Here is a 14,546-nt window from a genome sequence, read left to right on the forward strand (position 1 = left end):
CTTCCGTAATCACTACAGATAAAATTCCATCCCAAATAAACTCTACAGAGGCTTTCGCAGATAAACTCCACCGCCATAAGGCCCGGCGAAATAAAATTTAAACTAGCGCAATGCTACGGCTATCACTAAAAGCTAGACGCGGTAAAATTTCAAGCCTAAAATTCATCGCTAAAGCCCCATCTTAAAATTTTAAAACAAAGTTTTAGCGATAAATTTTGCATTTTGAAATTCTACGGCAAAGCTTTATGCTTAAAATTTTACATTTAAAACTCCAAGGCAGAATTCTACGGCAAATTTTACCTCGCTGAATTGCGCGTTTAGAATTTAATTTTCGCCGTAAAATTCTGCGCTTAGAATTTTATCTGAACCCTCACACAACGAAGCTTGGGTAAAATTCTAGCTCGAAATTTCAAACTACGAAATTTCGTTTGCCCAAATTTTGCAAGCGCTATAAATTTGCTCAAAATCAAAGCGGAATTTCAAGCTCTAAAATTTAGTATGAAAACTCGCGCTACGAAACTCCGCACAAAATTCTATACACAAAAATTTTACTGGCGCTATAAAATTTCGCGGCAAAATCGCAGCGAAATTTTAACGCAAAATTTCGAGCTTCAAAATTCAGCATGAAATTCCAAGCCGCGAAACCCGCGTGAAATTTTGCCCGCGAAATTTACGGGCAAAATTTTATGACGGATTTGTATAACGAAATTTTGCGAGCACTATAAAATTTGCAGCGAAATTAGGCGTGAAATTCCAAACTATTAAATTCCACGTTGAATTTCAATCTGCAAAATTCAAGAGAAATTCCACGCGAAATTTGACACCCTACCCGCGCAAGCTTGCAAAATCCTAATTTGAGCAGGCGCTCTTGCCGTCCATCACCGGCTGGATCGCGGAGTTGTCCGCCAACTCCTCGCGGTCGATCTTTTCGATCTTCTCCCACAGCTTGCGCGCGGCCTGCTCATAGCGCTTCGCGCTCAAAGAATCGGGCGCATAGAAGCTCACCGGCTTGCCGCTGTCGCCGCCCTCGCGGATAGCGATCTCGATCGGAATCTCGCCGATTACTTCGGTGTTGTATCGCTGCGCCAGCTTTTGCGCGCCGCCGCGACCGAAGATGTCGTACTCCTTGCCGTTATCTGGGCAGATGAAGCCGCTCATATTCTCGATAAGGCCTGCGATCGGGATGTGGAGCTTTTCGAACATATCAAGCCCGCGCGCGCTATCGTCCAGCGCGACCGTCTGCGGCGTCGTGACGCACACGCCCGCCGTCACCGGCACGCTCTGAGCGAGCGTAAGCTGCGCATCGCCCGTACCCGGAGGCATATCCAAAAACAGCACGTCCAGATCGCTCCACGCCACGTCTTTTAGCAGCTGCTCAATCGCCTTCATTATCATCGAGCCGCGCCAGATGAGGCTCGCGCCCTCCTCCATCAGCACGCCCATGCTCATCATCTCCACGCCGTGGCTTAAAATCGGCTTTAGCTTCTGCCCCACGACGCTTGCTTGCGTTTTATCTTCGCCCAGCATTCGCGGCAAATTCGGTCCGTAAATATCGGCATCCAAAATCCCCACTCTCTTGCCGAGCTTTGCCGTGCTGATGGCTAAATTTAGCGTCGTCGTGCTCTTGCCTACGCCGCCTTTGCCGCTGCTGATCATCACGAAATGCTTGATCTGCGGCGCGATATTTTTGCCGCTGCGAGAGTTGCTCTTTTCCTCGGCGATCTTAGGCTGTTTGATTAAAATTTCCACGTCCGCGCCGAGCACCTTTTGCACCGCCGATCTGAGCTCTGCGGCGATCTCCGGCTTAGCGCTGGGGATCTCGATCCCTACGAAAATTCTATCGCCGATCTCGACCTCTTTTACAAATCCAAAATCCACGATGCTTTTAGAAAAGCCCGGATAGATCACGCTTTTAAGCAAATTTAAGACTTCGTCTTTACTCATTCCTTCTCCTTATTTTCGGTTAAATTTCTACTGATTTTATATGCGCAAAATTTCGGCCCGCACATCGAGCAAAACTCCGCGCCCTTGTAAATTTCATCGCCCAGGCTCTCGTCGTGCAGTTCGCGCGCATGCGCAGGATCAAAGCTAAGCTCAAACTGCCTGTTCCAATCAAAATTATACCTCGCATCGCTCATCTCGTGATCGCGCTCTATCGCGCCCGCTTTGCCTAGCGCGACGTCCGCGGCATGAGCGGCAATTTTGTGCGCGATGATGCCCTCTCTGACGTCTTTTGCATTAGGAAGCCCCAGATGCTCCTTGGGCGTTACGTAGCAGAGCATGCTAGCACCGCGATACGCAGCCATCGTCCCGCCGATAGCCGAGCTGATATGATCATAGCCCGCGCCGATGTCGGTCGGAAGCGGCCCCAGCACGTAAAACGGCGCGTCGCGGCAGAGCTTGCGCTCTAGCTGCATATTTAGCTCGATCTCGTTAAACGGGATGTGTCCCGGACCCTCGATCATCACCTGCACGTTTTTTTCATTCGCGCGCAGGGCCAGCTCGCCTAAAATTTCAAGCTCGCTAAGCTGCGCCCTATCGGTCGCATCGTATAAGCAACCCGGGCGCAAGCCGTCGCCCAGAGATAGCGATACGTCGTAGGCGGCGCAGATATCGCAAATTTCATCAAACGCTTCGTAGAAGGGATTTTGCTTATGAAATTTCATCATCCACGACGCTATCAGCGAGCCTCCTCTGCTTACGATACCCATCTTGCGACGGGACAGCAGCGGCATAAACTCGAGCTTAAAGCCCGCGTGGATCGTGAAATAATCCACTCCCTGCCGCGCCTGTTTCTCGATCGTACTAAGAATAGCGCTCGTTTTTAAATTTTTAATATCGCCCAGCTCATGGATCATCTGATAGATCGGCACCGTGCCTATGGGTACGGGCGAGCGCTCGATTATCGCGGCGCGGATCTCGTCCAAATCGCCGCCCGTGCTTAGATCCATCACCGTATCGGCGCCGTACTTTAAGCACGCTTCAAGCTTTTCCAGCTCGCCCTCAATATCGCTCGTCGTGCCCGAAGAGCCGATGTTGGCATTGATCTTGCACCGCAGCGCGCGCCCGATACCGACGGGCTTTAGGCTTTTGTGATTAACGTTTGCGGGGATGATCGCTTTTCCTTGCGCGATCAGATCGCACAAGGCTCGCACGTCCATGTGCTCGCTTTGCGCGACCTCTCTCATCTGCGGCGTCACTTCGCCTCTTTTTGCAAAATAGATCTGCGATACGCAGCTTTCGGTCATTTTCGCCTCGCTTCTTAAAAATGCGCGTATAATATAACAAATTTCATTAATCCTTACTTTTCTTTTACCGTTTATTTTCGTAACGTAGGCTGAAATTTTACCGCCTCGCCGCGTAAATTTACACCTAAGCTTAAGATATTTCAGCGCGCAAGCCGCGATTAATTTTGCTTTCATTTTTAATACGTATAATTTCGTAACAAAATTTCAAGGATAAAATTTGAAAGATATATCGCTGATTTTGCTCGCCGCGGGCGATTCGAGCAGGTTTGAGCTGCGCGTCAAAAAGCAGTGGCTGCGCGTGGGCGAGCTGCCGCTTTGGCAATACGTCGCGCAAAATATCGCGCGGGCGCACCCATTTAAAAAAATCATAATCGCCGTGAACGAGGAGGACGTGAGCTATTGCGAGCGCCTCTATGCGTGCAGCCTGGCCTCGGCGCGCGGCAAAAGCGCGGAGTGCGACACGAGCGAGTATAAATTTCAAAGAAAGCAGGGCGGGATCGAATGCGGCGCAGATGAATGCGGCTCTTCAAATTTAAAATTTCACTTCGCCCCGGGCGGCGCAAACCGTCAAAGCTCGCTAAAAAACGCTCTGAAACTCGTAGATAGCGAGCTCGTGCTCGTAAGCGACGTGGCGCGCGCGCAAATTTCGCCACGCACGATAGACGCGCTCATCGCCGCAAGCGCGGACGCCGATTGCATCAGCCCATATCTTGGCGTAAATGATACGACCTATCTCGGCGAGCGTATAGTGAGGAGGGAGGAGCTGCGCCTCATCCAAACGCCGCAGCTTTCGCGCACGGCGCTACTTAAAAAGGCGCTTGATGGAAGCGAAATTTTTACCGACGACAGCGCGGCGGTCGGCAGCGCGGGCGGACGATTGGAGTTTATAAAAGGCGAAGCGGGCGCGCTTAAGATCACGCGCGCAAGCGATCTGGCGGCGCTAAATTTAAAACCCTGCTCGCGCGATATCTTTTGCGGCACAGGTTACGACGTGCATGCGCTTGAAAAAGGCGCGGGTATCGTGCTCGGTGGCGTGCAGATCCCGTGCGAGTTCGCGCTGATCGCACACAGCGACGGCGATGTGGCGATCCACGCTCTAATCGACGCTATTTGCGGCGCGACGATGCTGGGCGACATCGGCGAGCTCTTTCCCGACAGCGATGTCAAATTTAAAGGCGCGAACAGCAAGGAGTTGTTACGAAAGGTAATGCGACGTGTCAAAGGCTACGGTTACGAGCTCGTAAATGCCGATATTACGATCATCGCGCAGCGCCCGAAGATCGGAGCTTACAAAGCGCAGATGCAGGAGGTTTTGAGCGAAATTTTAAACTGCGCGCGCGTCAATGTCAAAGCGACCACGACCGAAGGGCTAGGATTTACGGGCAGAAGCGAGGGCATCGCCGCGCAGGCTGCGGTAAATTTGAAATTTTACGACTGGCAAAAGCACGCAGCAAAGGCGCAGGACGTATGAAAATTTTAATTATCGAGAGCGAAAGCTATCTTGCTCAAAGTATCGCAAACAAGCTTGGCGCGCTGGGGCATGAATGCACTAACGCGGCGAGTTTGGCGACCGCGGCTAGCCTTGCGGAGGAGTTTGAGGCGGTGCTACTCTCTACGAGCTGGAGCGGCGCGAGCTTTTATCCGCTGATCGAGAAATTTAGGCGCTCGATCATAATTTTGATGGTCGCTTACGTCGATAGCGAAACGGTGCTAAACCCCGTAAAAGCGGGCGCAACGGATTATATCCAAAAGCCATTTATGATAGAGGAGCTCATAAAAAAGATCGAGCACTACGCGCAGTTTCGCTCGCTAAAATCGCAAAACGAAGCCTACGAAGTGTTGCTTAAAGAGATCTCTCTTTCGTGCGAAATACCGCCCGCGCGTTTAGCGCAGATAAAATTTCCGCTTCTTTTGCGCGGCGATGCGACAGCACGGGCAGCGGCGGTATTTAAGATCGCACTCGCGCTAAAATCGCGCCTTAAAATTTTATCCGCGCAAAGCCCTGAGCTGCTAGAACGCGGCGCGGAGATTTTTTACGCACCAGGTTTTGATAGCCTAAGCGGCGCACAGAAGGAAAAATTTCTAAGCAAAACCAAATCCATGCGCCTAATTGCCGGATCCATCGGCGCGCAAAAGGGCTTTAACGACGAAATTACGCTTGGCAGCAGCAAAGAACGTAGTGAAATTTTAAGCATCGAAGAATACGTAAAGCTCACGATCGTAGCGCACCAAGACGAGTATTTCGACTCCGATCTGGCGGCGGCACTTGGGATTTCTCGAAAATCGCTTTGGGAGAAAAGGAAAAAATATGGCATCGCAAGAAAAAAATAGCCGCGCGCGCTCGGTATGGATCGCAGACGGGACAGAAATTTCACGCGATACCAGCAATTTAAACGAAATAAAACCGCTTGAAAGTGAAGGAATTTTAAGCGGCATAAAAACTCTAAACGCTACAAAAGCTTCGAGCGACGCGGCGCTAAATTTAAAGGCAAAGCAAAATTTAAAAGCATCGCAGAACTCAAAAGCAAGACAAAATTCAAAAGCAAAGCGTAATTTAAAAACGATGCGAAATTTAAAAATGTCAAAGGCGAGCAATGCCAGAAAAGATGAGGCGCGAGCTAAGGGCGCGGCAAGAAATTTAAAAGCAGAGCAAGCCGGAAGCGAGAGCAAAGGCGCAAATAATAGCGCAACGCAAATCCGCAAGATAGTGATCTCGCGCTCCGACCTAAACGTCTTGAGCCTACTCGCAAACGGCGCTTTCGGCAAGAGCTGCGAGCTACTGCGCCCAAGCAAGCTAAGCGTATGCGGCATAAATTTCGTTTTTTCCTGCGCGGACGCAAAAAAAGGCGATATTTTGGAGCTTTATCTCAGCAAGGACAGCATAGCCGAACGCACCAAAAATTCGCTTAGCGGCGAAAGTGGTGCGTATTTGCTAGCTAAAGAATCACGCAACTTGCAGGATGGAGTTTCTGCTGTGGCGCAAAACGAGCAGAGCTTTGCGAAAAGCGGCGCAGGTTTCGCGCGCACTACAAGTGCGCAAAGCGCTATAAACGCCACAAGCGAAGGCTTAGACCATATAGAAAGCCTTACTGCGAGCTATGATCAAACTTTTACTAGCAGCACAGATGTAAAATCTGCAAACAACGCCGCTTTGGATTTGGCGAAAAGCTCCAGTGAAAATTCTGCGGTAAATTCCGCGCGGAGCTTTGCCGAAAATTCTGCGATCAATCGCGTTTGCAGCACAGATGCAAAATCCGTAGCAAATTCGGCGGGAAATTTTATTTCAAATTCCACCGAAAATTTCATCAAAAATCCCGCCTATTGTGAGCTTGTCGCGCGCATAGACGTTAGCGACGTTTATGTTCCAAGCGCAAGCGAGGTCGCAGACTCGGTGTTTCAAAACGTATACGCAGAGCAAACTGCGGTGCAGGGGCGCATCACGCTGCTAAAAAATGGTCTTGCAGAGCAAATCGCGCGCATAAAAAAAGTCGCAAGCTCGCTTGCCGCGCCTAAAATTTCAGCGTTTTTTACCTGCGCCGATCCGATCCACCGCGTACATGAGCGGCTGATTAGGCATATGATCGATAAGGCGGATTTCGTGGTGATTTTTTTAACCGGCACGAATAGCACGGATGCCCTGCCCTACGAACTACGCAAAAAAACGCTAAGCTATTTGCTGCAAAATTTTTTGGTTGCGCAACGCGCCATGATGATCGATCTGGGCTCGCTTGCGATTTTTGACGACAAGCCCGCCCTGCAGTGCGCGATCGCAAAAAATTTAGGTATAAACAAAATAATTTTTGGGCAAAATCACGCAAATATAGAGCTGTTTTTCGAAGGTGGCGGCGTGCATTCGGTGCTGGACGAGTATCAAAAACGCGGCGAAATCGAGATTTTGCTTATGCCGGAATACGTCTATTGCGAGAAGTGCAAGGTGCTCGTAAGCACCAAAAACTGTCCTCACGGCGCTCATCATCACGTGCATTACCGCACGCAAAATCTAAAAGCACTGCTGCGCGCGGGGATCTTACCGCCCGCGATTTTTATGCGTAAAGAGATCTCGGCGATGATTTTAAGCGAGCTCTTTCCCGCGCGATTTTCAGATCTGCAAAAGCTCTACGACGAGCTTTTTCCAAACAGCGGGATCTTGCAGAGCCACGGCGAGAGCGAGTTTTACGAGCAGCTTATGCAGCTGTACCAAACCAGCGCGCTAAAGACGTAGCTCTCGAGGGCGCGACGCAAAAAATGACGTGGAATTTGCGGAAGCTAGGCAGAAGGTAAAATTTCGCGGCGTTAGAATTTACGGCGGCTAGACGTAAAGTAAAATTTCATAGTGCGGAAAGAAAGAACTGCGCGGAATTTTGTAGAATAAAGAGCGGCGGACGCAGATTTGACGTAAAATTTTGCGGTACAACGAAGCTAAATTTTTAGAGCATTAGCAGCGGTACGATAAAACGAGCTTTAAATTTTAAAGTCTTGGCTTCGTAGCAAATTTATAACGGCGCAGTAAATTTTGCGGCGAAGCGGATTTAAAATTTTAAGGCGCGATGGATATGTAAAGCAGCACGGCAAATCTAAATTTTAAGTTTTCGACAAGCGAACCTAAAATTTTAAAATTAAGCAGTTGCTGCGAGTTACAGCGCAAAACTCGGATGCAGCGCAACGACTGCTCGCTCGCGCAAAATGCCGTGCGTTTGCGGACGGGTTTGAAATCTCCACGCAGGCGAGCAAAATTTTAAAATTTTTACGCAAATGATTAAAATTTTAAAATTCATACGTTAGTGAGCGAGTAGAATTAATTTCGTGTAGGCGGACAAATTAATTCTACATGCACGAACGAAATTTAAAATTTTCGCACGCGAGCAGATGCCCTAATTAAAATAAGCGGTAAAATTTTAAAAAGCAAAATTTAAAAGGACAATTATGGATAAAATTTTCGTTACATTTTTCGGCGCGGGGCTACTAAAGCCCGCGCCGGGCACTTGGGGCAGCATCGCCGGCTGGATAGCGGGGCTTGCAATCTTGATACTGGCGGGAGAGGTGACGCTGTTTTTGTGCGCCGGCCTCGTCTTTTTCGTCTCGCTTAAGATCGTAGGCGATTATGAGAAGCGGACCTGCTCGCACGATAACAGCGAGATCGTCATCGACGAGGTCGTGGGGGTGTGGATCGCGATGTGCGTCGCCGCGCCCGTGGGCGAGATCTTTTCACTGCCGCTGCGGGAGCTGATCGCGGGCTTTGAGAGCAGCAGGATATCGATCGTCGCGATGATTTTGGCGCTGCTGTTTTTCAGGGCGTTTGACATCTGCAAACCCTCGATCATCGGGCGCGTGGATCGCGACGTACCAGGCGGGCTCGGCGTGATGCTCGATGACGTGCTGGCGGGCTTTTTCGCGGGGCTTGGGGTTTTGATAGTTATCTCTTTAGGGATCAGGCTCGGCGCCGCGGGATTGATTTTTTAAGCTTTTAAGGCGCGATTGCAGCAAACACGGCGCGATTGCGGGCGCTATCAAGCACCGAAATTTTAAAAGCCGCATCTTGAGCGGGGCTTATGAATTAGCGCAAATTTTAAATTCTGAGGCATGAGCCCGCTTGAAATTAAAATTTAGCGGTATTTATTCGCGCAGCCTGCAAATAAAGCATACGTAAAATTTTAAAATTTTACAGGAGTCTCGATAAAATTTGCGTGGTCTTAAATTTTAAATTTCGCAGCTTGCAAAATTCTACGACATAAAAATTTAATTGCGCTGCAAGAATCAAAATTATGCCTCTTAAATTTTGTGCGGCTAAATTTTAAAACAAAGCGGTAGGCGCAGCTCGTGCGTAAAATTTAAAATTTATCGCTAATCGCAGGCAGTCTAACAGGGCGTGCTATTAAATTTTCAGCAATATTTATGGTTTTTCTTGTAACATTGCCGCAAAATGCGGGTACCGACGCAAAAAATTTAAAGGAACGAAAAATGCAAAAGAGCGCGATTGAGATACGTGGCATTCCCGCCGCCATTTGGGGGAGCCGCTCGAAAAAGGTTTATATCTACGCTCACGGGCAAGGCGGAAGCAAAGATGATGCGAAGCTCTTGGCTTCCGTCGTTTGTGAGCAAGGCTGGCAGGTAATTAGCTTTGACCTGCCCGGGCACGGATAGAGGCGGCACGAGCCCGTCTCTTGCGAGTCTATTTTTTATGATCCGAGGCGCGCTATTTTGGAATTTCGCGAAATTTTATCGTATGCAAAGAAACGCTGGGACGAGGTCGCGCTGTTTGCCGTTAGCCTAGGGGCATGGCTCGGCCTGCAAAGCTTCCGCGACGAAAAGCTTAGCGACTGCCTCTTCCTCTCGCCGATACTTGATATGAAATACGTTATTTCAAATATTATGCGTAAGGCTAGCGTCAGCGAAGAGCGATTGAAGCAAGAGCGGATGATTTTGACCCCTGCTGGGCAACCGCTTTTTTGGGAATATTGGAGTTTTGTTTTGAATAATCCGATCACTAAGTGGGAAACGCCCAGTAGAATTCTATATGCAGAAAACGACGATATGACGCCTCTGAAGATCGTCAAAAATTTTGCGCAACAATTTGGCTGCACCTTAAACATTATGAAAAACGGCGAACATTGGTTTCATACGCCGCAGCAGCTAGATTATTTACGCAGATGGATCAAATCGGCGGTTGAGAATCGGCAATAAAATTCTATAAAAGACTTTTAAAACTCGTGCTCAAGCCCGCGCCGATAAAATTCCGCGCGTTTTCGGGGTACAAATTTCATAAATTTAAGATGATCTTGATATTTTACCTTAATACGCTTGTTTTATAAGGCGCTTTTCGTAAATCTCAGCTCGCATCACCGTCGCTCAAGGGGTATGGCTTCAAAGCACACATCTCATAAATTTAACCGCAATAGCATAAATCACGACCGCTATAAATTATAAACTAAAATATGATTAAAATTTTAGCCGATAAGCTGTCAATATAAATGCAAAAATGTCGATTTTAAAGCTAAATTTTAAAAAAATACCTATAAAGATGAATTCTTGAGACTTAGCATGTTTTTGGCACGAGGTGCGAGCCGACGCACGGCTACGCACTTCACTAGTACTATCGCGCTTATGCTGCACGGATGCTTTACGAATCCATAGCAGTAGCGCGATTAAATTTTAAAAATTATTTGCCTATCCTAAAGCCATTTAGCTTCATATAGGTCGTATCTTTATGAAATGCTTCGCAGCGCTCCCTGTTGCGGTTGATGTTTTCGGTTGTGAAGAAATAGCCATCACTATCTTGACGCAAGGTGATCGTCGCGCAAAAGATCATATCGTTTTTGGGCTTCGGTCCTACGCCGTAATCAAAGGATTGATTTAAAGTGACGGTTTTTTCTAGATCGCTATCGCTAAACTGTTTGGAGCCCGTCATGCTCTTTAGCTCGCGAAAGCCCCCTTGATTTAAGTAGTCGCGTTGTATATCTTTAAATACGCCTTCAAGCTCGACTGCATAGGCTTTAGCAAGAACCTCATCCTTAGCACCGCTTAATTTAGGATATATTATTTTTACTATCACGAAGATTATAATAGCTAAAAATATTATCCCACTTACGCCGCCGCCTACTGCCGCACCCTTTCTCATTTTCATCATTTTACTCCTTCGTCGATGTCTTTTACCAAGGCATCTATTTTTTTATTAAGCATAAAATTTTCATAGCTTTTTTGGATATAGGCTTCAAGCAGTTCGCCCGCATCCAGATGATCGCTGCCACGAGTTAAAATCCGCCAGTCTCTGCCGAAGACCTTTGCAAAGTCGTCATCCAGGCTTATCGCGTATTTCTTCGTCAAAGACTTACTCGTCAGCTGAACCGAAATTTCTTTCATTTCTCGCCTAAATTATCGCCTGCTAAAATATCGTCGATCTGCTTGCTTAGATCCTCATCGCTCATCTTGCGATATGCCAGATCGTTTTCAAGCGTGCCGAGTTGCATTCCCAAAGCCTCGTTTTGCGCCTTGACCGTCGCTAGCTCTGTGCGTAGCTTTTCGTTCTCGTCTCTAGCCTCGGTGTATCGTCTAATCAGCTCAGCTACTTTATTGCTTAAGCCCTCGACCTTTTTCTCTTCGTCAAAGATTGATTCCATTATTTCGCCTTTTCTGATATAATTTAAATGAAAATATTACCCAATTTTGGCTTTAAAAAAGGAAAAATTTTGCAAAATTTTAAAATCGAGAGCAAATTCTCTCCGAGTGAGGATCAAGAAAAAGCGATCGAAGGCATCGTCGCGGGCTTTCAAAGCGGCAACAAATACCAAACTCTTCTCGGCGTTACCGGCTCGGGTAAGACTTTTACCATGGCAAATATCATCAAGCGCCTTGGAATTCCTGCGCTCGTAATGACGCATAATAAATCTCTCGCGGCGCAGCTTTATAGCGAATTTAAGGGCTTTTTCCCGAAAAATCACGTCGAGTATTTCATCAGCTACTACGATTACTATCAGCCCGAGGCCTACATCCCCAGGCAGGATCTTTTCATCGAAAAGGACAGCGACGTAAACCAAGAGCTCGAGCGCTTGCGGCTAAGCGCCACTGCGAGCCTGCTGAGCTTTGATGACGTCATCACCGTGGCGTCGGTTTCGGCAAACTACGGTCTGGGCGATCCCGCCGAATATAAAGGCATGGTGCTGTTTTTTGAGATCGGATCAAAATTTAGCACTAAATTTTTGCTTCGCAAGCTCGTCGATATGGGTTACAAGCGCAACGACGATTTTTTTGATCGCGGGAATTTTCGCGTAAACGGCGACGTGATCGACATCTATCCCGCGTATTTTAACGACGAGGCGTTTAGGATCGAGTTTTTCGGCGACGAGATAGAGGCAATGTATCATCTAGACGTGCTCGAAAACAAAAAGACGCAGAGCGTCAAAAAATTTATCCTTTATCCGACGAGCCAGTTCATCGTGGGCGAGCAGCGCCTGAAATCAACGATCAAAGGGATCGAGGATGAGCTTGAACAGAGACTAAAATTTTTCGAGGACGCGGGCAAGCTCGTCGAGGCGCAACGGCTGAAAGGGCGAGTGGAGTTTGATCTTGAGATGCTGGGCGCTACGGGGATGTGCAAGGGGATCGAAAACTACGCGCGCTATCTGACCGGTCAAAAGCCGGGCGAGACTCCCTATTCACTCTTTGATTACTACGAGAGCAAGGGCAAGGACTATCTCGTCATCGTCGATGAAAGCCACGTGAGCCTGCCGCAGTTTCGCGGGATGTTCGCAGGAGATCGCAGCCGTAAAGAAACACTCGTGCAGTACGGCTTCCGTCTGCCTAGCGCACTTGATAACCGCCCACTGATGTTTGATGAGTTTATCAATAAAAAGGCTAAATTTCTATTCGTCTCCGCAACACCTAATGATTACGAGCTGGATCTTAGCCGCGGCGCCGTATATGAGCAGATATTGCGCCCGACGGGACTACTCGATCCGCAGATTATTTTAAAAGACAGCGACAATCAGGTTGAAATTTTACACGATATGGCAAAGGATGTCATCGCGCGCGGCGAGCGGATCTTAGTGACCGTGCTAACCAAAAAGATGGCGGAGGAGCTGAGCAAATACTATCTGGAGCTTGGGCTTAAGGTCAAATATATGCACTCGGATATCGATGCGATCGAGCGCAACGAACTCATCCGCGGTCTACGCAGCGGCGAATACGATATGCTAATCGGTATAAATTTGCTCCGCGAGGGGCTCGATCTGCCCGAAGTAAGCCTTATCGCGATCATGGATGCCGACAAGGAGGGCTTTTTGCGCTCGCGCACGAGCCTCATTCAGACGATGGGGCGAGCCGCGCGAAACGTGCACGGGCAGGTCGTGATGTTTTGCAAAAAGATCACCGCTTCGATGCAAGAGGCGATCGACATCACCCAAAAACGCCGCAAATTTCAAGATGAATATAACCGCGCTCACGGCATAACCCCGCATTCTGCGAGCCGCAATATCGAAGAGAGCCTAAAGATCGAGGACGGAACCGAAATTTTAAGAAAGGGTGCCAATCTCGAAAAAATGCCTGCCGCCGAGCGCGCCAAGATCGTAAAGGAGCTCCGCAAGCAGATGCTCGACGCCGCGGCCGCGCTGGAGTTTGAAAAGGCCGCAGCACTGCGCGATGAGATCGCGAAGCTTAGGAAGCTGTAAATCGCGAGACTCGAAACGTACTGAAATTTCGTCGTGAAATTTGCGCGTTAAATTCCACTTGGCAGAGCGTAAAATTTGTGCGCGTAATACAGAGCGAATTTGCGCGCCGAATACCGTAAAGCAAAACGTGAAATTTGCGCGATCTGCGCGTCAAATACTGCGAGGCAAAGCGTAAAATTTAGTCGCAAAATTCTGCGAGAGCGGTTTTAAAATTTGTTCGTTAAATTTAGGATAGTTTGCGCGCGAAATTTATACATCATTTTTCTCGTTTTCTCGCTAAATTTGCGCTCCGCGCCGTTGTCTTCGCAGACGCCCGATCCGCAATTTGCGAGCCCGATTTACTCGCGCTTAAAATTTCTACTTTCAGCTTGCTTTGATCTCAAATTTTACTCGGCGGCGCTTGCGCGGCAATCTGCTTTATAAATTTCAAAACAGACCGCCAAGAGCTTTAAAAATTTCACGGGCAAGCTCTGCAAGCAGAATTTTATAGAATTTTAAAAAGCGTAAATTTTGCGGCAAAATTTCGCTGCGCGCCTCTTTGCTTACGGCGCTTTTTGATTCGCGTTCTGCGCGCCAAATCGCTAAATTCGCGACGCGCGTCCCATCCTTTCCTAGACGCCAGATCTGCAAATCCGCGCACCGAGCTTTTTGTTTTAACTTGCTTTCGATCCGCAATTTGCGAGCCTGATTTGCGGCAGCCCGCACTACCCTACTCTATACCGCCGCGCGCCTTTACGCTTTTTTCTCGCTTTTTTTGCATGTCTCCGCACCTATCTTCGACTTTTTCCTGCGCGCCCTGCGTTTAAATTCTGTAGCTTAACTCTCTCAATCCGCAGCGGCTATGAGCGGACATGCGCCCAGACGCCGAATTTTCGCGTGTTTTTTACGCGCCGTTGTGCGCGGATACTTTCAAAATTTTTCGTAGAATTCCAAGCCTGCCTGCACCTACATTCGCGCCGCCGTCATAAACGCTCGCTTTTAAGGGCACGAACGAAGTATTTGCACGGCGCGGGAAATGAAATTTAAACGCCGCCTTGCCAAAGCGTATCTTAGCCGCCGCAGTGCGCCACAAAATTTCAAAAAGGACAACGAGCTGCGATTAAATTTATCCGCGAGAGCGCGTCATAATGCGCCGATT

General features: G+C 48.4%; 13 protein-coding genes. 7 read left to right on the plus strand and 6 right to left on the minus strand.

Features of this window, described 5'->3' with window-relative positions:
* Positions 1-849 precede the first annotated feature (849 nt).
* Both Q0537_RS06430 and thiC read right to left on the minus strand, forming a co-directional pair.
* Positions 850-1,944 (minus strand): Mrp/NBP35 family ATP-binding protein, encoded by a 1,095-nt coding sequence (locus tag Q0537_RS06430; RefSeq protein ID WP_299226189.1) that lies wholly within the window; start codon positions 1,942-1,944, stop codon positions 850-852.
* Positions 1,941-3,248 carry a phosphomethylpyrimidine synthase ThiC gene (thiC, locus tag Q0537_RS06435; RefSeq protein WP_299226192.1) on the minus strand — a complete coding sequence of 436 codons (1,308 nt, stop codon included), beginning with the start codon at positions 3,246-3,248 and terminating at the stop codon, positions 1,941-1,943. Before thiC ends, Q0537_RS06430 begins: the two co-directional genes overlap by 4 nt.
* A 217-nt stretch (positions 3,249-3,465) precedes the next feature.
* On the opposite strand from thiC, the gene ispF reads away from it, so the two are divergent.
* From ispF to Q0537_RS06465, 6 genes are all read left to right on the plus strand, one after another.
* Positions 3,466-4,719 (plus strand): 2-C-methyl-D-erythritol 2,4-cyclodiphosphate synthase, encoded by a 1,254-nt coding sequence (gene ispF, locus Q0537_RS06440; protein ID WP_299226195.1) that lies wholly within the window; start codon positions 3,466-3,468, stop codon positions 4,717-4,719.
* Positions 4,716-5,579: a response regulator gene (locus Q0537_RS06445; RefSeq protein ID WP_299226198.1), complete on the plus strand. Its 864-nt coding sequence runs from the start codon at positions 4,716-4,718 to the stop codon at positions 5,577-5,579. Before ispF ends, Q0537_RS06445 begins: the two co-directional genes overlap by 4 nt.
* Positions 5,557-7,470, plus strand: coding sequence for a hypothetical protein (locus Q0537_RS06450; RefSeq protein ID WP_299226201.1), 1,914 nt, complete (start codon positions 5,557-5,559; stop codon positions 7,468-7,470). The genes Q0537_RS06445 and Q0537_RS06450 overlap by 23 nt, the downstream gene beginning before the upstream one ends.
* 701 nt (positions 7,471-8,171) lie before the next feature.
* Positions 8,172-8,708, plus strand: coding sequence for a phosphatidylglycerophosphatase A (locus tag Q0537_RS06455; protein ID WP_299226204.1), 537 nt, complete (start codon positions 8,172-8,174; stop codon positions 8,706-8,708).
* 498 nt (positions 8,709-9,206) lie between these two features.
* Positions 9,207-9,389, plus strand: a complete 183-nt coding sequence (locus tag Q0537_RS06460; RefSeq protein ID WP_299226207.1) for a hypothetical protein — start codon at positions 9,207-9,209, stop codon at positions 9,387-9,389.
* Between the two features lie 57 nt (positions 9,390-9,446).
* Positions 9,447-9,929 (plus strand): hypothetical protein, encoded by a 483-nt coding sequence (locus tag Q0537_RS06465; protein ID WP_299226210.1) that lies wholly within the window; start codon positions 9,447-9,449, stop codon positions 9,927-9,929.
* A gap of 475 nt (positions 9,930-10,404) precedes the next feature.
* Here Q0537_RS06465 and Q0537_RS06470 read toward each other — a convergent pair whose 3' ends face one another.
* From Q0537_RS06470 to Q0537_RS06480, 3 genes are read right to left on the minus strand one after another with little or no spacing between them, the layout of a single operon-like run.
* Positions 10,405-10,872, minus strand: a complete 468-nt coding sequence (locus Q0537_RS06470; RefSeq protein WP_299226213.1) for a hypothetical protein — start codon at positions 10,870-10,872, stop codon at positions 10,405-10,407.
* Entirely contained in the window at positions 10,869-11,105 is a 237-nt protein-coding gene (locus Q0537_RS06475) for a hypothetical protein (RefSeq protein ID WP_005871317.1), read from the minus strand. Before Q0537_RS06475 ends, Q0537_RS06470 begins: the two co-directional genes overlap by 4 nt.
* Positions 11,102-11,362 (minus strand): hypothetical protein, encoded by a 261-nt coding sequence (locus tag Q0537_RS06480; RefSeq protein ID WP_005871316.1) that lies wholly within the window; start codon positions 11,360-11,362, stop codon positions 11,102-11,104. The genes Q0537_RS06475 and Q0537_RS06480 overlap by 4 nt, the downstream gene beginning before the upstream one ends.
* Positions 11,363-11,389: 27 nt before the next feature.
* Here Q0537_RS06480 and uvrB point away from each other — a divergent pair, with 27 nt between their 5' ends.
* The gene (gene uvrB / locus Q0537_RS06485) at positions 11,390-13,408 is read left to right on the plus strand and encodes an excinuclease ABC subunit UvrB (RefSeq protein ID WP_299226214.1); all 2,019 of its coding nucleotides are present in this window, start codon (positions 11,390-11,392) and stop codon (positions 13,406-13,408) included.
* 426 nt (positions 13,409-13,834) lie between these two features.
* Here uvrB and Q0537_RS06490 read toward each other — a convergent pair whose 3' ends face one another.
* Positions 13,835-14,038 carry a hypothetical protein gene (locus tag Q0537_RS06490; RefSeq protein ID WP_299226215.1) on the minus strand — a complete coding sequence of 68 codons (204 nt, stop codon included), beginning with the start codon at positions 14,036-14,038 and terminating at the stop codon, positions 13,835-13,837.
* Between the last annotated feature and the right edge of the window lie 508 nt (positions 14,039-14,546).

Source organism: uncultured Campylobacter sp. (assembly GCF_938017775.1).
Classification (GTDB): domain Bacteria; phylum Campylobacterota; class Campylobacteria; order Campylobacterales; family Campylobacteraceae; genus Campylobacter_B.

Bases quoted from the DNA above. Each gene is read 5' to 3' on its own strand.
- Q0537_RS06430 (WP_299226189.1), bottom strand. From the start codon at position 1,944: ATGAGTAAAGACGAAGTCTTAAATTTGCTTAAAAGCGTGATCTATCCG.
- thiC (WP_299226192.1), bottom strand. From the start codon at position 3,248: ATGACCGAAAGCTGCGTATCGCAGATCTATTTTGCAAAAAGAGGCGAA.
- Q0537_RS06445 (WP_299226198.1), top strand. From the start codon at position 4,716: ATGAAAATTTTAATTATCGAGAGCGAAAGCTATCTTGCTCAAAGTATC.
- Q0537_RS06450 (WP_299226201.1), top strand. From the start codon at position 5,557: ATGGCATCGCAAGAAAAAAATAGCCGCGCGCGCTCGGTATGGATCGCA.
- Q0537_RS06455 (WP_299226204.1), top strand. From the start codon at position 8,172: ATGGATAAAATTTTCGTTACATTTTTCGGCGCGGGGCTACTAAAGCCC.
- Q0537_RS06460 (WP_299226207.1), top strand. From the start codon at position 9,207: ATGCAAAAGAGCGCGATTGAGATACGTGGCATTCCCGCCGCCATTTGG.
- Q0537_RS06470 (WP_299226213.1), bottom strand. From the start codon at position 10,872: ATGATGAAAATGAGAAAGGGTGCGGCAGTAGGCGGCGGCGTAAGTGGG.
- Q0537_RS06475 (WP_005871317.1), bottom strand. From the start codon at position 11,105: ATGAAAGAAATTTCGGTTCAGCTGACGAGTAAGTCTTTGACGAAGAAA.
- Q0537_RS06480 (WP_005871316.1), bottom strand. From the start codon at position 11,362: ATGGAATCAATCTTTGACGAAGAGAAAAAGGTCGAGGGCTTAAGCAAT.
- uvrB (WP_299226214.1), top strand. From the start codon at position 11,390: ATGAAAATATTACCCAATTTTGGCTTTAAAAAAGGAAAAATTTTGCAA.